This is a genomic window from Enteractinococcus helveticum, assembly GCF_001657475.1.
Classification (GTDB): Bacteria; Actinomycetota; Actinomycetes; order Actinomycetales; family Micrococcaceae; genus Yaniella; species Yaniella helvetica.
In genome coordinates this window covers 23831-43020 of sequence record NZ_LXEY01000113.1, presented here as the reverse complement: position 1 = coordinate 43020, position 19190 = coordinate 23831, and the positions used below count along the sequence as shown (strand labels likewise).

Here is a 19190-nt window from a genome sequence, read left to right as displayed (position 1 = left end):
GCCATGTCGAGGTCTTTCTTCAGATGTGTTGTTTCGTCACTTCCATCTTCGGAAGACCTCGACTCTTTTTATGCCTTCAACACGCCCTGATCTAAAACATCATCTACACCCAAAATTCCGAAGAGCCTTTAAACATTACGTAGTCCTCGCGTCTGCGTGAGCTACCCGCTGATGGTGAACAGGCAACGCGTGGCTAAAACGCTAACTACAGTGGTCGTGCAAACCGATGAAACTCATTAGTCTGGGAAACGAAGGATACAACCATGCCTGAGGGCAATACAGAGCACACCACGACCGATGAAACGGCTGCGACATCATGGAAGTCCCGTAATGCTAGGTCACTCGGTCACGTTTTTGGCCAGTGTGTTAGTCATATCCACTGAAAGCGCTCGGAGTGTCCACGGCTAGTGAGCCACCCTTTCGAGCTGAACTTCTCCAGCAACGATAGACGCCGCGGCGTACTGGACGGTTGCTGGCGCTACGAGTGTTATGAACGTACTGTCCATGCTGTTCAGATCCTTATTCTGCGTCGTCGCTTCCCGTTGTTTCATCTGGGCCGACTACCAATCGTTCTGGTGTGCAGGACCCGGTTAATGGATTCTCCTGGGGCCTTTGATTATGGGGCTGTTACAGGATGTAACGCATTCGTTCACCGCCGGCTGGATCGCCGTAGGCTTGAGTTATCTACTGTGCGGTGTGGTTACCGTGTTACTCCATCGCCGCACGCAACGTAAGGAGAAGCGTTGATGCTCATTAAAACCACCCATGCGCCTCGTTGTGCCCGAGCCCTAATGCTGTTGATCCCGCCAATCTGGTTGGGCCTGATCATTGGGATTTCATTCATCGAAGCGCCCCTGAAATTTACAGCACCGGGCATCACGATTCCGCTGGGCTTAGGCATCGGACGTCGCGTGTTCTTGGCGATGAACATCGCCGAAGTCATTCTTGGGGTTCTATTGTTGATCGCACTGATCTCGATGTGGCGCAATCACCGCCGCCAAGAACTGCCAAACTTTGGCAAAATGCAGCGCTACAGTTTCATTGCGCTGATCTTACTGCTGATCAAAACCGCCATCATCCGTCCCCTGCTGGCGGTGCACACCGACCGAGTGTTGGAAGGATCCTTTGAGGGTGGTTCAACAACGCACTATTACTACATCGGCGTCGAAGCGATCCTGTTTGTGGTGTTACTGCTGCTCATGGTGTCCGCGATCCGCGGGCTGATCCCGCCGACCGCTGCCATTGACGGCGTAGCCAAGAACAACAAGGAAGCGTCCGAACACTAGCCCGACGCCACGTGCCACAGTCATAAAGTTTTCGCCCCTGCCGAGCAAATCGGCAGGGGCGACTGTCATGTGGACATGGACTCAGTGATTAGACCGAAGCCAAGCTGGAGTTGTCTTCGCGGCTTGCCGAAGATGCTCGGTAGGGCGAGCTTGGCAGCAGTGCGTCGATGCTGAAGCGGCCGGCACCGCGTGCAGCGATCAGCAGCAGGCCAGCCGCAATGGCCAGTACGAGTTCGTAGCCGCCGTTGTCCACGAAGACGCCGGCCTGAATGTGGACCAGGACGAAGGCGCCGAGCTGGACCAGGATGTTCAGGACTGCAGCCAGTGGGGTCACCAATCCGATGAGCACCAGCACACCGCCGAAGAGTTCGGCCGAAGCCGCAAAGATTGAGGTAACGCTTGGGGCTGGGATGCCCATGTCGGTGAATGCCGAGGCGGTGCCCGCCAGGGTCCATTCGTTGAATTTCTGCCAACCGTGGGCGATCAACACAATGCCCAGGGCGATGCGTGCAATCAACAGCACGACGTCGTCAATGATGGGGTACTTTTTTGCAGGGTGTAAGAATGTCAACATGACCGATAGCTTGACACGGAAAGTGTTTCCGCGGCAAGTCAATCTCGTGTGAGTTGTATCTACTGTCTGCGGCTCAGACTCGCGACCAGGCCTACTTCCCTGTATTCATACGGAAGTAAGTCTGGTATTCCCGGTTTATCCGGTAGCCAAACGTGAAAGCAGCCACGCTTCCACTACATCGTGAAGTATTTGCAGCAGTTGGATGCCGTCCAGCAGTGCAGAAACTTAGGCACCCACGAGACCGGAAACACCGTACATCAGAGCACCGGCAACTCCGGCATACAGGGTGATCGCAATGGCCTGCCACACCAGCACGCCCGCCCGGGAGAGCCCGAATGACACCAGGGTTGCGGCAATCAGATGGGTCGGAACAAACAGCATGCCCAGCAACGTGACTCCCGGGATGCCGTAGCGGTCAAAGAGTTTGCGAACCCGGGCTTTACTTGGCGAATCGGTGACCGGAAGTTCGGCGGTTCCGTGTTTGCGCGCCATGATCGCATCGCGGGTGCGCCCGGAGATCAGCGTTATGAGCGCGACCACGGCTAGGTTGCCGACGATCGCCATGAGCACGACCACCCAGATCGGAATGCCAGCCACGCTGCCGATGACGACGGCGCCGTAGTTTTCGACAAATGGGACCATCGCGGCAAGGGCGACGCCAATAAATTGGACGGCTTCTGGAAGACCAAGGACAAAGTTTTGGAGTGATTCGATGAAGTTCATGCTCTTAGTCTTCCGTGGTCCTGGCGTGTGCAGTAGTGGCATTGCGTCACCTGTTGCCATGACATTCTGCAGGCGATCGTATGACAGTTGTCATGGATCTACACTGATGGGTGTGACTGATTCTTCGACCCCGCTTCGTCCCACCGGCCAGCTGCCGGTCAGTCCGGCGACTGATCCTGCTGACGCGGCCGGCCGCGATATCAATATCACCTGGTGGTACACGTTCCTGAGTATCGCCGGGATGTCGATTTTTCTGCTGGGCGTTGGAGCCTTTGTGCCCATCTCACTGATAACTGCCTCCGATGGTCCAACCTGGCAGATCGTCGTCGTACTGGTCCTGTTTACCGCTACCTGCGTGACGTGTGTGTATGCTTCCTGGCTGATACGCGATGGTTATGGCGCCGGCTGGCCCCCACCAAAAGTTACCGCCTGGCTACTGGCCATCCCGGGACTGGCATTGGTCGTGACCATTTTTATTCCCGGAGCCACACTTTATGGTGCGACCCCGCTGTGGGTCACGCTGAGTATTCTGCTGGCGCTCGTCCCCCGCTCGCACCGGTTGTGGCTCGTATTTATCGGGCTGGCGGCCATCGCCCTCCACGGCCTGCTGAATCCCGGCACCGCAGAGTTTATTTACGGCGGTGGGGTTGTGGGGATCTCGTTGTTGGTGTTGCTCACCCCCACCACGTTTCTGGTCTCCGGGTGGTTGTGGCATCTGATCACCCGCCTGGATGGGGCCCGCACTGTGAACAGTCAGCTGGCCGTGGCCCGCGAGCGCCTACGCTTTGCCTCTGATTTGCACGATATCCAAGGTCACCACCTGCAGGTCATCGCGTTAAAAGCAGAGCTTGCCGACCGGCTGCTCGCCACCCAGGAGCCCACACATCTCCGCGCCGCCCAGGAATCCATCGCCGAGGTCCGCGCCTTGGCAGAGCAAGCTCAGTCCGAAACCCGCCAACTGGTTCGCGACCTGCGCGTGGTGTCCCTGCCCGAAGAGCTCGCCAACGCCAAAGATGTCCTGGCGGCCGCTGGGATCGACGTCGACATCCAACTGGACCCCAAAATTGAACACAGACTGACCGGTGATGTCACCCGGCTTTTCGGCCTCGCAGTACGCGAGGCCACCACCAATATTTTGCGTCATGCCAATGCCACCAGCGTTGGGATCCGATGTGGCGTCAACGGTTCCTTACAGTTGATCATCACCAATGACGGCGTGGAAGCCCCCGACGCCGTCGATACTCAAGGCACCGGCATTGCCGGGCTGCGCACCCGCTTTGCCGCCGTCAACGGGAACATTATGGCCACCCGTCACGATGAGTCCTTCACCTTCCAGGCCACCCTACCGATGCCCCACAAGGAGCAGCACGCATGATTCGGGTCCTGATTGCCGACGACGAGACCATGATCCGCACCGCCATGGAAACCCTGCTGGGTATGGAAGAAGATATTGAGATCCTGCCCGGTGTGGCTGATGGTCAGGCTGCCGTCGAGGCCGCACAACAGCTGCAACCCGATGTGTGCGTGCTAGACCTTGAGATGCCCGAACTCGACGGCGTAGAAGCAGCCCGCGAAATCAACCGCACTGTAGCCACCAAGGTGATCATCTGCACCCGACACGCCCGACCCGGGGTGCTGCGCCGGGCGCTGGCCGAAAAGGTCGCCGGCTTTGTCCCCAAATCCACTCCGGTGGAACGTCTTGCCGGGGTCATCCGTGAGGTCATGGCTGGACGCCGCTACATCGACCCGGATATTGCCGCCACCGCACTCACCGCAGAGCAATGTCCGCTCACAGATCGGGAACTCGACGTTTTGCGCGCCGGACGAGATGCCCCCACGATCGCACAGATTGCCGAACGCTTGAACCTTGCCCAAGGTACCGTGCGCAATTATGTCTCCACCGCCATGCAAAAACTCGGCGTCAGCACCCGCACAGAAGCCGCCCAACACGCTTGGGAACAAGGTTGGATCTAGGCAACCACCTCAGCTCTGGACTAGTCCGAGTCGGTAGGCACCCGGTCCAGCAGGTCGTCCCAGAGCATGGGCGCAAAGTTGAAGGTGTCGGCGCCGTCGAGCCCACCGCTGAGAAATTCATGTTCGTATTCCCATTGCAGCTCATCGAGCACGTCCTCTACGGTCACCCCGGGTGCGCCGTCTTCCACCGCGCCAGCAGTCTGCGGGTCAAAGTCAATCCCCAGCACCTCATAGACGTCGGTCAAGACTCTGCGAATGGAATAGCCGTGTTCAACCACCAAACTGGTAGAAAATAGCCAGGCCCCTTTAACTACGCGCTGCGCGGTGCCCGCCAATTTGATGCGGCGATCGGCATCTAATACCCCGTGGACCGAGTATTCCCCGGCACAATACTCACCCGGGATCTCTCCGACGGCGGCCTGCACCCCCAGCCGGGCCAGCACGTTAGTAAATAGCGCACCAAAGTATTCAAACCGGGACTTGAACCCGACCATCGCATCATCCTCGGGCTGGATGTGGTCGATAACAAGCGCCCCGCGGTGATACGCTGCCGCGCGGCCACCCACCTTGCGTACCGTGGGCGTAAAGCCGTGCGCGCTGGATTGTTGACGCGCCGCTTCATAACCGTCCAAGCGGACATCTTGCTGACCGAACGAAACCGTGGGTTGGGGACGATACAGCCGAATAATCGGCCCGGCGATCCTGCCGTGCTGCACAGCCCGCAGCAACGTGGTTGAATACGCCAGATCTTCTGCCACGCCCAGGCTTTCATCCTGTTCAACCCATGTCAGCGTCTTTGATGTCACATGCGCCCCGTTTCGTTGACTAACCTGTGATGAGCATACGCAACATCACCGCTCAAGGCCGAGATCTCATTGCCTTACTTCTTGGGTGTTTCGGCCTGCGGCAACAGTCGGCGAGACCGGGCTAGTGCGCTGCGTCACCTCGGTGCGATACTGGTTGACAAATGATGTCAGGATACAAGGACGATGCAATGCGGCACCTGCGACGTGGTCTCTATCTGCTCAGTGCAACCTTTTTCTTCACGGCCTGCATGGACCAACCGCAATCTGCGGACCCCGATACCGAGACGAATTCCACGAATACACCCAGTGCAGTAGACAACTGGCATGTCGAAACCATCGCCGAGAACCTGCAGGCGCCGTGGGCCGTCGCGTTCTACGACGAGACACCAATTGTGAGTGAACGCGATACTTCACGCATCCTTGAAATCACCGACGACGGCGGTGTTCGCGAACTCACCGTCATTGAACAAACAGCAGAGTCAACCGAAGGGGGCCTGCTTGGTCTGGCCGTCCATGAGGACTCCTTATACGCGTATTTGACGACGGCTGAGGATAATCGAATTCAGCGCTACGAACTGAACAGCGACGCTGAGGGATTGGAACTGCGCGACCCAGAAGTTATCTTTGACGGCATCCCGGCGGCTAGTCATCACAACGGGGGCCGCTTAGCCTTTGGACCAGATGGCCTGTTGTATGTCAGCACCGGGGATGGGCTGGAGCCCAGCACTGCTCAAGACCTGGACTCCCTGGCAGGCAAAATCTTACGGCTGAACCCCGAGGGCGATATTCCGGCCGATAATCCGTTCGATGACTCACCAGTCTTCAGTTACGGTCATCGCAACGTGCAAGGCGTCGCCTGGGCCCCTGATGGAACCATGTACGCCAGTGAATTCGGTGAAGACACCTGGGATGAACTGAACATCATTGCCCCCGGTGGCAATTACGGTTGGCCACGGGCCGAGGGCATCAGCGGTGATGAATCCTTCGTCGATCCCATCCAGCAGTGGTCGCCGTCTGAGGCCAGTCCCAGCGGTATCGCCATCGCCGATGAACACATCTATATGACTGCCCTGCGGGGTCAACAACTCTGGGACATCCCATTGGACGATCCCGGCACCTCAGTCCCACACTTCTCCGACGACTACGGTCGACTCCGAGACGTAATCACCGGGCCAGACGGCGCCTTATGGCTGCTGACCAACAACACTGACGGACGAGGCGATCCTGCAACGACGGACGATCGGCTCTTGCGGTTGACCCGAGATTAACGCGTTGTCTGTGCTCGCTGTAAGTTTTTCTTGACCTCATAGATCGCCGGATCTCGCCAGGCCGGGAAGTAGTGAGTTTCTGGGTGCCCCTGCGCCAGCCGACGATAATTTTCCTCGTCATGAACCAGCTGCATAATAAAGAAATCTCGGGGCGCAGTCGCCGGATCGAATCGCTTTTTGAATTCCAACAGCGAATCCCCTGAGCCACCTCCAAGGTGGCCTATCGTATAGCCGTGTTCTTGAGCCCACTGGGCAGTGGCCACGTGCACTACCACCGGCCCATTAAGATCACGTCCTTGGAGGGTCGATCCGTTGTGTTGGAAATGAATGACGTCCTTACTCAAAAAGTTCAACGTCGAGCTCACGGTTTGACCTTCAAATACCGCGTCGACTTGGATCATGTGGGGCGACAGCTTGGATTCCAAAGCATGCCAATAGGCATCTGTGAATAAGTAGAACGGACGCGCGCCGAGGCGCTGCATTGTGGTGTCGTACAGCTTGCGGAAGTTTGTGAGGTCTGCGGGATGTTCGATGACGTTGATTTCAAGGCCCGCTCGGAGACCTTTTCGGTAGTTTCGGCGATTGCTTGACGACATCTGAGCTACTAGGTCATCAGTCTGAAGATTCCAAACGATGTTCTCCCCAGACTTTGTGACCGGGAAGGCTTCAGCAAGCCTGGTGGCATAGTCGAACATCGGGTGGAACTGCACGAAAGTAGCTATGATCTTATGATTCTTCGCCCACCGGTCGTAGTATTTGCGGAATCCGTGCAGATCGGGCTGGCCTTCAATCCAGGGGCCACCTTGGCCGTAGGCGTTTGTTGCATCAAAGCAGCCCGTGTTGCGAATTTCTCGGATGATCAGTGGCAACCGGACGACGCCAGCGTCATCGTGCCATTCCAGCAGCGTGAGGTCCGAAAAGTCCGGTTCTATGAGCGCTGCAACTTCGTGATAAGTATTTGAAAAAAAGATGTCTGGGGTGTCTATTTGTGCCCACGCTTTTCGGGGCATAGTTTTTCCATGAACCATCATGTCCACCTCGTAAGAAAGATGAAAGCCGTATGTATGATGTACGCTCCGGCACAGAGAATGATAAAAAGGGCATTCCTAGGGAAGAGGGCCTCAAGAACCGGCCTGTACTCGTGAGAACTCGCCGCAGAGGCTAGAGCTCTCGCAGCGCGACTGCAACACACCTAAGGTGCATGACATAGATTCATAACTCCATATCCTGCCAAACAGCTCATATGATAGCAATCACATTTGCCAAGATTATTGGCTCATGCTTCGAACCACAGCCTCACATGGGAAGATCGACAGGGGATTTTTCCAATTTGCTGACAAACGGTAGACGGTACCTGCCCACCATGCTGTTTGGCTATCAATCCTGGGGGATGCACCGGGTTGCTGCCGAATATGTTGTCTACACAAGAATGCTGGACAGCGCGAGGCAACGACGTCGGGCGGACTCAGTAAAACGGCCAAGCCAGCCAGTGACTAGCATCCGCGGGTCGTTTCATACACGGCTTTGAAGAACGCTAGGTTTTCGTAGAGGAGGTATGTCCCCCAGCTTTCTTGAGCCTTTTCGATGGAGAGATCAGGCTCCGGGAAGACTACATTGACGTCAACAGCATCCCCGATGCACCGTTGGAGTATGAATCGCGTACGAAAGATGTGATGACGGCTGGTGACCACGGTGATCGAATCCCAGGATTTGCTCTCGGCGACTTCTCGGATCGCGTGCGCTTCCCCGCGGGTTGAAATCTCTTCAGGGGTAAAACATGAAATATTCTCGTCCATCCCGGCTGTTTGATCTTCGCAATATCGTTTCGCGGGTTCCCACGCCTTCATCCATTCCGCGGTGAAGTCGCGGGGATTTACCGGCACATAAGAAATTGCCAGATGAGCTGCATGATCACTGGCATAGAGCTCTTCGGCTAAGGGCAAGCGGTACGGCGGAGGGGATAAACTCACCACGGCATCGGTACGAGCCTCGAGGTCGCCTTGGAGCGGGTTGTAGATGTTCACGCTAGCGAAAATAAACCATCCTACGACAAGTGCGATCACAATGCCGCTGATGGTTTTGAGTTTCCGCATCAGCCATTCTTTCCTACGGATCTCACATGTCATCTCCACCCAAGCCGCCCGGCTGGCTCTGGCAATATACCTGCCTTCATCGTGTGCTGATCGCCTTATCGTCGAGGGTTCGTTCGACAGTCGCAGCTGGCGAACCTATCACTACCCGCACAGTTTCTCCATAACCTGCGGGGTTTTGTGATTGCCAGTTCCATGCGTCACGGCAGGCATCAGCGAAAGTTCGGGTAGTTTGCCACTTCAACTTTTCTTGCGCTAGCCGTGGGTCGGCCACCACAGTTGCCAGGTCTCCGCTGCGACGAGGACTGATCTGATACGGGACGGGTCGGTTGGACACTGCTTCGAATGCTCGCACCGCTTCCAAAACGCTTGTGCCCACCCCTGAGCCAAGATTGTAGGTTTGCACACCGCAGGACGCATAATTCAGCGCAGCGACATGGCCCTCAGCAAGATCCATGACATGGATGTAATCGCGCACCCCAGTACCATCTGGGGTGTCATAATCATCGCCAAAAACTGAGAGCTTGTCGCGTCGTCCGACTGCAACTTGGGCAATGAACGGTAAGAGGTTATTGGGAATACCCGCGGGATCTTCGCCAATGCGGCCCGATGGGTGGGCTCCGACGGGGTTGAAGTATCGCAAGAGCACCACCGACATGTCGGGGCGTGCCACCGCAGCATCTGTGATGATCTGTTCGTTCATGTATTTAGACCATCCATAGGGATTGGTCAGGCCCACTCCCGTGTGATGCGTTTCGGCAACCAGTGGGGTCTGGGGTTCGCCGTAGACGGTGGCAGATGAGCTGAAGACGAGCGTATTGATCTGGCGTTCTGCCATGATGTCTAGCAGCGTCAACGTCGATGCCAGGTTCGTCCGGTAATAGCGGACCGGTTGCTCGACCGACTCCCCCACGGCCTTGAGCCCTGCAAAATGTACCACGGCATCAAAATTGGTGTTTGCCAGTGTCACTCGTGTCGCAGTGGTGTTGGTGAGGTCTGCCTGCACAAAGGTGACCGATCTGCCCGTGAGCTCTTCTACTCGATCAAGCGCAATGCGATTGCCGTTCGATAGATCGTCGACCACCACCACGTCGTGTCCCTGTTCGAGCAACACTAACGCGGTGTGGCTACCGATGTATCCAGCTCCGCCGGTTAGAAGTACGCGCATAATAGCCTCCTATGAACTCTTCACGATGTAAGCGCCCTGGCCTCGGCAGGCCAGACCAAATGCGCCGATGAGCAATGGGATATCGACAGTATGAACAGCCAGACCAGACACCACGGGGCGGTGATCGGTTTGCAATCAACATCAACGGTGTCTGACATGACTGGCCACTTAGCGGTTCGAGGGTTGGCGGGCCAGGTGCGGCTCGAGTTGTTGGGCGATGTTGTCTTCTTGTAAACCAAACATGTAGACCTGTTCGAAGTGTTCTTCGACCCGACGACGGGCCTTGGTCCCGCGCTGTTGAATCTGTTCTGGGTGGGCCACGATCTCGGTTATGACTTCGGCCAGCGCGTGGGGGTTCTCGACTGGGAAGATCCACCCGGTTTCGCCGTCAACCACCGAATCAATCGCACCGGTGGCATCGGTGACGACGGCGGGGACTTCCAGTGCTGCGGCTTCCAGTACCACATTGGGGAACCCCTCGCGCAGGGTGGGCAAACACAACACATCGGCTGCGGTGATATATGGTCGAACATCCTCCACATTGTCTAAGCGGTGGATGTGCTCAACGTCGGAGACCTCTTCGGCTAGCTGACGATTTTCTACGGGACCAACCAGCACCAGGCGAATATTCAGCCCGCCAGCGCGCGCCGAATCGACCGCCTGCAACAGTGTGGAAATCCCCTTATCCGGGGTGAGCCTTCCGATGAACACGATGGTCAGATCACAGTCGGCGGCCAGAAATGCTGCCGTATCCGCATCGACCGGCCCGGTGGCGGCACGGTCGAACCATTCAAGATTCACCCCGTGGGAGCTGCCCACCCCCAGGACGTCAATGTGCCCTTGTGGAGCCAGTTCTAGCGCCTCGGCGGTGCGAGCCAGGCTAAAACTATTGGCCACAGTTTGGGTGGCTGACCGGATGGACGTCCGTTCGGCGACATCGAGAATCTTGCGCTTGAGTCCCGTGACGGTTTCCAACGGCATGCCCCACAGCTGATAAATACGCACCGGCACGCCTACCAGTCGTGCGGCCAGGGTGCCTAACAACCCGACCTTCGGGGTCGCTGAGACCACGACATCTGGACGGATGCGCCGCAACAACCGCACAGTAGCCCATAACGTCTGCAGATCCTTACCCATTGATGGGTCTCGCTCGTAGGGGATGTGATAGCCGGTGGCGCCTTCACTGGCTGCCCAGGCTTCTAGTGCACCACTGGAATGCCCTATGACACTCACCTCCCAGCCACGGCCGACCAGGAAACGCACATAATTTCGATAAAACGTCAAAGCAGAATCTTCAACGGTCACGATGAGAACGACTTTTTTCATTGTTCTACCTTCTGGGTGAGTGAGTGCTGCTGGATGGGTTGTCGGTTTCGAGAGAACAGGTGTACTGCGAGCAGCATGCCGACGATGAGCCACAGCACACGCGAGTTTTGTAACGAAATACCGGCTGAGCCGATGAGCATGACCAACAGTGCGTCCCGGGTCGAGTGCCACATCGACATATTGGTGCCTGGTGCGGGGCGTCTGAGCAGTAAGATGCCTACCCACACCAGGAAAATCGCCGACAAGACGAGTCCCCATTCGGCGGCGATCTGTAAATACGTGTTATGCGCGAGTATTGGTTCGTCGCTGAATTCAGCTGCTATACCGAGGTAGGTGCCCACGCCAACGCCGGCGAGGGGGAAGAGCCCAATAATTGGCAACGCATCCGACCACGCAGAGTCACGTCCGGAACCGTCCGCTTCAATTCCGGTTTCGAAATCAAGCAGCAGCGGTGTGAGTCGGCTCAGCGTAGGCACTTGGTCAAGGCTGGCTGCCACACTCATCCGCATCGAATAATCCAGCAGCACAATGAGCACCAGGACGGGCAGGCAGATCGCCACCCCGATTAACAGGGCCCGATAGGGCGAGACATATCTGCCGTGGTTCGAGGAGGAGAAAACAGTATGAAACCCGCGCCACATCAACAAGATCAGCAGCGTAAGCAATCCAGTTTTGGATCCAGAGGCCAAAACAGAAGCTGCCAAGATCACCAGCGCCGGGTAGCGGAAACGGCGTGCAATATCCGGGTCATGCCACAGGAAGGCCATGGCGATCAGCTGGATGAGCGCAAAATAGTTGGGGTCGTTCATCAGCCCGCTGAACCGTATCTCCCAGTGGAACATGAATTCCAGCCTCGGCAGCGAGGGGAACGTGGTTCCAACTACGCCGATGATGCCGATGAGTACGGCCATAAAGACGTAGGAGCGCATGACGATGCGGGCTTGGCCCGCACGGACAATATTGACGCCGAGCAAGAAATAGCCAAACGACGTCAGAAGCTTGGTGTAATCCGTCAGGACAGCGGTAAAACTTTGTTCAATCGGCAAGATATTTGGGACAACAAAGCCCCCCATGGTGATAACCACGATGGATAACACCAGAAAGTAGACTGTTGGGCCCAGCGGAATAGACATCCGTGCTGTGAGGATCATAAGCATCAAAATGAGGAACGCAAACACATCCGCGATCGACAGGTTGATGTCGAAGATAACGCTCGTTTGATTCAGCGTGATACCCAATAAAAAAAGCAATAACGGTGCACGCTTGAAGGCTGCTTGGTGGCGATGCTCTACCGCGAAGGTGCTAGCCATGGGCCCATTCCATTCGCTGCGTCGTCCAGATTGTCCTTGGCTGGTATCCACCGTTGACCTTGCACATAATCCTGCACCGTTGACTTTGATCGAACCTGGATCAACTCCGCGTGCGTCCGTACATAGACCGCAGGTGGAGATTCAATAAAAAACTGGGGCTGAAAGGACATGGTGTAGGCCCCGACCTTGTAAAAAATGATTCGATCCCCCGTCGCTAAGGCCCGCTCGTCGGGTAGTTCCATGAGGCGGTCGTCTTCCATACAGGTGAAGCCACCGATGGTTTGGGTGGGTCGGGTCTCGGTGGCTTCGGTTTGAAGTTCGTATTGGAATGGTCGTTTGCGACGGAACAGTGGATCGATGTTCGTGCGGCTGGCATCCGTCACCACGAATGTCTGGTCGTTGACCTGTTTGACGTCGATCACGGAGGCGTGGAATTCCACAGGCACAGCGATTAATGCGCCGCCGGGTTCCACAATCAGTTGTGTTTCTGCCGGATCCACGACGTCTTCTAGCACCTCACGGATTGCGGTCACATAATCGGCAAAGGTCGGCTGGCCATCTTCGGCGCCAAAGAATCCCCCACCGATGTCGACCCAGTCCAGGTTGAGATTCCGGGAACTGATAAGTTCTTTGGCCACGGTTGCAGCGGCCCGGAAGACGGCTATGCTTTGGGTCTGCGAGTTGCGGTGCATATGCAATCCAGCGATGCGTACGCCCGCGTCGGTCAGCACGGCAATGGCTGCATCGAGCTCACCGCTGTCAGGGTTGAATCCGAAACGGCTGTGGGCGCTGGTGCTGGTGCTTTCGCCGGGACAATACACATTGACGTCCCAATTGACCCGGAGCCCAACGGCTAAGGTGGTTTCGGGCAGCTGTCCCGCCAGTTCTGCGGTCCATAAGACTTCGCGTTTCGAATCAAGGTTGACCACGGAACCTTGTACCAGTGCGGCCCAGAGGCGGTCACGGCTTTTGATCGGACCGTTGTATACGATTCGATCCGGTGCGTAACCCATCGCTAAGGCCAGCTCGTACTCGGTGTCTGAGACGACTTCGGCCCACACACCACGATCTCGCATATACGACAGCAGCCACGGCAGTGCGTTGGTTTTGAAGGAGTACGACAGAATGGAGTTGGGCCAGCCCTCGGCCAGAGCGTCTTCGAAGCGGGTGACGAATGAGTCGAGTTTCGGAACATCCAAAACCAACGCGGGGGTCGGTGGTTGCTGCGGTATGAGGTGAGTGCGTTGCATGAGGCTTACTTTCTGTCCTGCATTCCAACGATTGCTGACGGACCATCTTGTGACGCTGCGGTGAGCTTTGCTGTGCGTTGAAAAAAGCTGACAATCTGGTCAACTGCCTGATCAATATGCGCGGCTGATCGTGCATATGTTTGGCGGGATTTACCAAACGGATCTTGGAGATCATAAAGCTGTTCCGGGTTCAGTCTTGGCACGACGCCGCGCATTCTCATGACCGCGTCGATTGCTGCGGTAGGACTCCCCCTGTTCAGAAACAGCAGCTGTTGGAGACGATCGTCGTTGATGGACGACACGATGTGGGCGAATTCCAGCAACGTGAAAGCACGCCGAACTGCACTGGGCTGCAGCTTTGCTGCTTGGCTGCGGTGTTCACGTTCCATACCCAAAATGAGATCAGCTTGACCCACCAAACCATGCGTGAGTACACGAGCACTGTGCTCATCTCTCCACCGAACTCCCATGTCAGCGGCGATGCGCTGCATAGTTTCTTGCATCGGATCGCCCAGCATGGCTGACGTACCCGCGCTTGCAACCTTGAATTGTGTCCGATCAAGTTTGGAAGCCAGCAGCTTCGCTGCGAATGGGGAGCGGCAGATATTTCCGGTACAGATGGTCAGGATTCGAAGAGTCGTCATGCCGCCCTCGAGACTCGGGATGTGCGGGTTTCAACGTTGTCAGCCTCGTACCGATAGGAGGCAAATCCGGAGTTGCCGGAGCCTCGCATTGGAACCTTATTGACGATCAGTCCCAGAACTTTGCCCCCAACATTTTCCAAGGAGTTGATGGCTTGTTCGAGGTCTTGCAGTCTGGTTTGCCCAATGGAACTCACCAGCAAGCTGCCCGATGCATAGTTCGTCAAGATGGCAGCGTCTGTGACTGGCAAGACCGGCGGGGCATCGATCAGGACGTAATCTGCGGTTTCGCGCAGCATGCCAAGGACTTCCCGCATCTTCTTGGAGCCAAGCAGCTCAGCAGGGTTGGGCGGAATTTGTCCGGCCGGTAGGACCATCAGGTTGCCAGGTCCCCATGGTTGTAAGACATCTTCCAGTGGAGCCCTGTCGATAAGCACATCGCTCAGTCCGGCCGCGCCTTCAATGCCCATCACATGTGCTAGCCGTGGTTTCCGCAAGTCTGCTTCAACCAGGGCCACACGTGCACCCGTTTCGGCCAGCGCCACCGCGAGGTTGGCCACCACATGGCTCTTGCCTTCGCCGGGGGCTGCACTGGAGACTACGAAGACGCGCGCGTCCTCGTTTGAGGCGAAGAATTGGAGATTCGTTCTCGTGGTGCGGAACGCCTCTGTGCGTGGACTACGCGGATCGTCATGAACGATCAGTGGTCTCCGTGTGATCTGGTCGTCGTAGGCGATCCGGCCAACCACCGGAACGTTGGTGATCTCTTCAACATCTGCCACCGAATGGATGCGGGTGTCCAGCGAGCCTCTCAGAATCGCCAATGCAATACCTAATGCCAGTCCAGCCAATAGTCCCAGTGCGCTATTGAGCGCTAAGTTGGGGCTGGTGGGTTCGGCAGGGACCACACCGGGGTCGATGAGGCGGACCTGCACGGGACTATTACCACCTGCAGCTGCCACTTCAATGTCGTTTTCTACTACCTCAACGATCACCTCGCCGGCGGTGTTGACTAGTTCGGCGGCGGTAGCGGGGTTCGAGTGTTCGGCTGAGATCTTCAACAGTGAGGATTCTGCTGGAGACTCCACAGTAAACAGTTGGTCCATGTTCTCGCGAGGAACGGCCCCGTCGAGTTTTTCTGCGACTTGATCTAACACAATGGCCGTCGTGGCAATATCGACGTAGCTGGTCACCACAGTTTGTGCGTAACTTGTACCTTCGAAGAGACCTCCGGAAGCATCTAAACCGGCTCCGCGAACTGAGACGTAGAGGATAGCTGTTGATTGGTATCTTGGCGTCATCAGTGCTGATGCGCCAAGGGCCAGCAGCAGGCCCACCAGGGCACCCGCCACGACAATCCACCAGTTCTTCGACAGCATGCGCCAGTAGGTGCGCAGTTCCATGGGGTAGCTGTTGTTGGTGTCTCGTCGGGTGAAGCCTTGGCGAGACTGGCCTTCATTAGGAAATTGAAACATTAGATTCCTACCCGTTTCTGGATTGAGCTCGTCAGCGGCTGGCGCCGATTCGCAGGTTGTGCGGCCGGGGTGTCTGCGGCGTCAAAGCCGATGATGCCTTCGTGTTTGGATCCGATGCAGCCGATCCGGTACTGGTCCCAGTCCGGTCGCGGCGTAAACCCAAGGGTTGAGGCTAGGTAGAAGTGCGGGACATCTGCTCCGGCGACGTGCACGAACGGATACCCGCCACCAAAACGTGGATTGACATCAATGACGTATGGAACATCGTCATCGGCCACCAGTACGTCGACGTCAACGCTGCCGCGGATGCCCAGGGCAGCATTGAGTGCTGCCGCCAGGCCGATGAACGGGGTGTTCTTGACGGTTTTGGCATTGGAGGTCTCGCCGTGGCGCATGCCCAGTTTCTGGCGGGCTAGTACGCCTTCAACCGGTCCTCCGCGCACTGCGGTGATGACGTCGAGTCCGTATTCAACCCCCCCGACATCGGGTTGGACGATGATGTCGTCGAACCCGAGTGCTTCGGCGTCAGTGGCGTTTTGGTAACGTCCCTCGACCCGGCGGCGGGCCTCGTGGGAGGGGAAGCGGCGCAGCCCGGACGAGCCGCTACCCCACCGGGCTTTGACGATGATGTTGTTAGTACTGGAAATCAGGTCATGCACGGCTGCGACGTCGGGTAGTAGGACGGGGCGTGGGGTGCATATGCCGGCGTTTTGTAAGACCTGGCTCATCATCAGTTTGTCGGCCACTGCCCGGTGGGATTGTTGCTCCAGGACCGGTGTCACGACCCCGCGTGCTCGCAGTTCGTCCGCCAGTCCCTCGGATAACGTGGTGAGTTCGTGGTCGTTGAGCGAAAGGAACAACTCGGGTCGCAGCTCATCGATGATGTCGAGCATTGCGGGAGCGTAATCCGGGCTGGTGAACGCCGGAATCGGACGATAGCTGTCTGCTGCAGCGGCTGTGGCAGCGTTCGGATCGTGCTCGATGACGATCACCTCGCCTACGATGCCTGCTTCGTAGAGCGCTTCTCGGAACCACTGGACGAGGTAGACCCGGCGTCCGGCTGAACTGATAACAATGCGCATATCATGTTCCTGTCTGTGCTGCGAAGGCCACAAGCACTTCGCCTTCATCGGTGTGAGGCCCCTGGAGGGGTAGATCTATTGGGACGAAACCGAGCTGCTGGGCTCTATCAAAAAGTTCTCGGCTGGTTTCGGAGAGCCGCAAGAAAATGCGGTGTGCGTTGTAGGCTTTGCCGTTATGAAGCAATCGGTGCAACAGTGCCTCGACCGTCATCGACGTGTTGTGGTTCGGGCCCAACACGAGGCTGGCGTAGAGTTCTGGACCGCCTAATCCGGACAGCCCGGCAATCCCGATGGGGACCTCGCGGTCGTCGAGATAGACCCAGTGGCGGGTCGTGTTGGCTTCAGCACCCTCGTGGTCACCAATCTTCATGGCGGCGGTGCTGCGCTGCCACGAATCCCACAGATCGTCCCAGCGCTCGTTGACGGGCTCTTCGGTCAGTCCGTCACGGGGTGGGGCACCGACGAACCGCATCATGGTTGAGAGGCGCTGGCTGTCATGCTCTGTGCTGGCAACCGTCCGAGTGAGGGTCTGGGCCATGACTTTCAGATCCATCCACAGATTGTGATGGTCGACGTAGTGGACGTCGAGGTCAAAGCGTGCTTCCCAAGTCAGCGCATTGTGGTCGTTGACTTGGGCCAGCCCGGTGAGACCGGGCCGGACTTCATGGCGGCGGGCCTGATGTGGTGAGTACAGGGCGAGGTATTCGACGCTGAGTGGTCGCGGCCCCACCAAACTCATCTCACCTTTGAGCACATTGACCAAGGCGGGGAGTTGATCCAAACTGCTGGCTTGCAGCCGGCGGCCAAAACTGGTCGTGCCCGAGTCGTCGGTCAACACTCCCTTGGCGGTGTCGTCTGTGCGCACGGTGCGAAACTTCCGGAGGGTGATCAATTCGCCATCTCGGCCGGGGCGTTGTTGCGTGACAATCACCGGTGCTCCAAGTTTGATGCGGACCAAAATCCACAGCACTCCAACAACGGGTGCCAGCACGATGAGCCCCAGGCTAGCTCCGAGAATATCGACGGCTCGTTTGGTCATGACAAGCGCCCACCGATGCAATCATCCAGCACGCTTATGACGCGCGCGAGTTGCGGGGCAGTCATATTTGAACCGCTGGGCAACATGACCCCGTTGGCAAAGAGTTCTTCTGCTGAGCCAGTCAACAGACTGCGGGCATCAGAGAATACCGGTTGTAAGTGCATGGGCTTCCAAACCCTGCGGGCCTCGATCTGATGCTGCGCCAAGATCTCGATGAGCACCTCGACGGCAACAGGGTTTTTCGACTGGTCGAAGACCAAAGAGGTTAACCAACAGTTATCTTCGGCATCATTGGCACCGCCCAGGATCTCAACGCCCGGTTTTGTGGCAGCCCATTGCCGGTAAATATCTCGGGTCTCACGACGGCTGGCAATCATTTCATCGAGGCGTTCCAGTTGGGCTCGTCCCAGGGCTGCCAGCAGATTGCTCAGACGGTAGTTGTAGCCGATGTCGGTGTGTTCGTAGTGGGCCACCGGCTGACGAGCTTGCGTCGATAGATACCGAACGTACTTAGCGATCTCGGCTCGGTTGGTTAGCAACATGCCGCCACCGGAGGTGGTCATGATTTTGTTGCCGTTGAACGAGAACACCGCGGCATCAGCCAAGGAGCCGACAGGACGGCCCGCATGGTAGGCGCCTGCTGCTTCGGCTGCATCCGCTAGGACTGGCACACCATAGCCTGCCGCAATTTCTTCGATCGCAGTGTAGTCGGCGGCCTTACCGAACAAATCCACCGGAAGTACTGCCGAAACCCGCTTATTGCCGCGGTCTAATACGTGCAACGCGATGTCGAGCAGTTCGGGATCCATGTTGCCCGTAGCCGGATCAACGTCAATGAAGAACGGTTCGGCGCCTGTGTAGGCAATCGCGTTGGCGGTGGCAGCAAATGTCAGCGTTGAGGTAACCACTACATCGCCCGGTCCAACACCCAGAGCTAATAAGCCTAGATGAAGTGCTGCAGTGCCAGATGCAAGACCGACGGCGTGATCGACGCCGACTCGCTGTGCGATTTCTGCTTCGAAGGCGTTGAGATCCGGGCCGGCTGGTGCGACCCACCCTGACCGCAAGGCGGCCATGACAGCTGCTTCTTCCGCTGGGCCAACATCGGGACTTGAGAGATGAATTTTTTCGGTGATGATGGGTTCGGGTGTGGTGAAAGTGATTTTAGTTTCAGTCAT

General features: G+C 57.1%; 18 protein-coding genes. 4 read left to right on the top strand and 14 right to left on the bottom strand.

What is annotated here, in order from left to right:
- Window positions 1-746: 746 nt before the first annotated feature.
- The gene (locus tag A6F49_RS15920; RefSeq protein ID WP_043055611.1) at window positions 747-1286 is read left to right on the top strand and encodes a hypothetical protein; all 540 of its coding nucleotides are present in this window, start codon (window positions 747-749) and stop codon (window positions 1284-1286) included.
- Window positions 1287-1374: 88 nt separating this feature from the next.
- Here A6F49_RS15920 and A6F49_RS15915 read toward each other — a convergent pair whose 3' ends face one another.
- Together A6F49_RS15915 and A6F49_RS15910 are read right to left on the bottom strand one after the other, a co-directional pair.
- Window positions 1375-1860 carry a DoxX family protein gene (locus A6F49_RS15915; protein WP_043055610.1) on the bottom strand — a complete coding sequence of 162 codons (486 nt, stop codon included), beginning with the start codon at window positions 1858-1860 and terminating at the stop codon, window positions 1375-1377.
- A 225-nt stretch (window positions 1861-2085) separates the two neighbouring features.
- A complete protein-coding gene (locus tag A6F49_RS15910) occupies window positions 2086-2583 on the bottom strand; it encodes a hypothetical protein (RefSeq protein ID WP_043055609.1) in 498 nt (165 codons plus the stop codon).
- A gap of 112 nt (window positions 2584-2695) precedes the next feature.
- On the opposite strand from A6F49_RS15910, the gene A6F49_RS15905 reads away from it, so the two are divergent.
- Together A6F49_RS15905 and A6F49_RS15900 are read left to right on the top strand one after the other, a co-directional pair.
- Entirely contained in the window at window positions 2696-3958 is a 1263-nt protein-coding gene (locus A6F49_RS15905; protein ID WP_161485837.1) for a sensor histidine kinase, read from the top strand.
- The gene (locus A6F49_RS15900) at window positions 3955-4557 is read left to right on the top strand and encodes a response regulator transcription factor (protein ID WP_043055608.1); all 603 of its coding nucleotides are present in this window, start codon (window positions 3955-3957) and stop codon (window positions 4555-4557) included. Before A6F49_RS15905 ends, A6F49_RS15900 begins: the two co-directional genes overlap by 4 nt.
- Before the next feature lie 20 nt (window positions 4558-4577).
- On the opposite strand, the gene A6F49_RS15895 is transcribed toward A6F49_RS15900, so the two are convergent.
- Window positions 4578-5363 (bottom strand): lipoate--protein ligase family protein, encoded by a 786-nt coding sequence (locus tag A6F49_RS15895; RefSeq protein WP_067605879.1) that lies wholly within the window; start codon window positions 5361-5363, stop codon window positions 4578-4580.
- Between the two features lie 188 nt (window positions 5364-5551).
- Here A6F49_RS15895 and A6F49_RS15890 point away from each other — a divergent pair, with 188 nt between their 5' ends.
- Entirely contained in the window at window positions 5552-6631 is a 1080-nt protein-coding gene (locus tag A6F49_RS15890; protein WP_201120386.1) for a PQQ-dependent sugar dehydrogenase, read from the top strand.
- Here A6F49_RS15890 and A6F49_RS15885 read toward each other — a convergent pair.
- From A6F49_RS15885 to A6F49_RS17890, 11 genes are all read right to left on the bottom strand, one after another.
- Complete coding sequence (locus tag A6F49_RS15885) at window positions 6628-7641, bottom strand: GNAT family N-acetyltransferase (RefSeq protein WP_043055607.1); 1014 nt, start codon at window positions 7639-7641, stop codon at window positions 6628-6630. The genes A6F49_RS15890 and A6F49_RS15885 overlap by 4 nt on opposite strands.
- A gap of 483 nt (window positions 7642-8124) precedes the next feature.
- Window positions 8125-8724 (bottom strand): YdcF family protein, encoded by a 600-nt coding sequence (locus tag A6F49_RS15880; protein ID WP_043055606.1) that lies wholly within the window; start codon window positions 8722-8724, stop codon window positions 8125-8127.
- 76 nt (window positions 8725-8800) lie between these two features.
- Window positions 8801-9889 (bottom strand): UDP-glucose 4-epimerase GalE, encoded by a 1089-nt coding sequence (gene galE / locus A6F49_RS15875; protein WP_067605877.1) that lies wholly within the window; start codon window positions 9887-9889, stop codon window positions 8801-8803.
- A gap of 168 nt (window positions 9890-10057) precedes the next feature.
- Window positions 10058-11215 (bottom strand): glycosyltransferase family 4 protein, encoded by a 1158-nt coding sequence (locus A6F49_RS15870; protein WP_043055605.1) that lies wholly within the window; start codon window positions 11213-11215, stop codon window positions 10058-10060.
- A complete protein-coding gene (locus tag A6F49_RS15865; protein WP_043055604.1) occupies window positions 11212-12525 on the bottom strand; it encodes an O-antigen ligase family protein in 1314 nt (437 codons plus the stop codon). Before A6F49_RS15865 ends, A6F49_RS15870 begins: the two co-directional genes overlap by 4 nt.
- Window positions 12504-13775: a type III PLP-dependent enzyme domain-containing protein gene (locus A6F49_RS15860; RefSeq protein WP_043055603.1), complete on the bottom strand. Its 1272-nt coding sequence runs from the start codon at window positions 13773-13775 to the stop codon at window positions 12504-12506. Before A6F49_RS15860 ends, A6F49_RS15865 begins: the two co-directional genes overlap by 22 nt.
- 5 nt (window positions 13776-13780) lie before the next feature.
- Window positions 13781-14419 carry an arsenate reductase/protein-tyrosine-phosphatase family protein gene (locus tag A6F49_RS15855; protein WP_043055602.1) on the bottom strand — a complete coding sequence of 213 codons (639 nt, stop codon included), beginning with the start codon at window positions 14417-14419 and terminating at the stop codon, window positions 13781-13783.
- On the bottom strand, window positions 14416-15891 hold the full coding sequence (locus tag A6F49_RS15850; RefSeq protein ID WP_052499965.1) for a polysaccharide biosynthesis tyrosine autokinase: 1476 nt from the start codon (window positions 15889-15891) through the stop codon (window positions 14416-14418). The genes A6F49_RS15855 and A6F49_RS15850 overlap by 4 nt, the downstream gene beginning before the upstream one ends.
- A complete protein-coding gene (locus tag A6F49_RS15845; protein ID WP_067605874.1) occupies window positions 15891-16973 on the bottom strand; it encodes an ATP-grasp domain-containing protein in 1083 nt (360 codons plus the stop codon). The genes A6F49_RS15850 and A6F49_RS15845 overlap by 1 nt, the downstream gene beginning before the upstream one ends.
- Window position 16974: 1 nt before the next feature.
- On the bottom strand, window positions 16975-18012 hold the full coding sequence (locus tag A6F49_RS15840) for a sugar transferase (protein WP_067605869.1): 1038 nt from the start codon (window positions 18010-18012) through the stop codon (window positions 16975-16977).
- On the bottom strand, window positions 18009-19190 hold the full coding sequence (locus A6F49_RS17890) for a DegT/DnrJ/EryC1/StrS family aminotransferase (RefSeq protein ID WP_043055600.1): 1182 nt from the start codon (window positions 19188-19190) through the stop codon (window positions 18009-18011). Before A6F49_RS17890 ends, A6F49_RS15840 begins: the two co-directional genes overlap by 4 nt.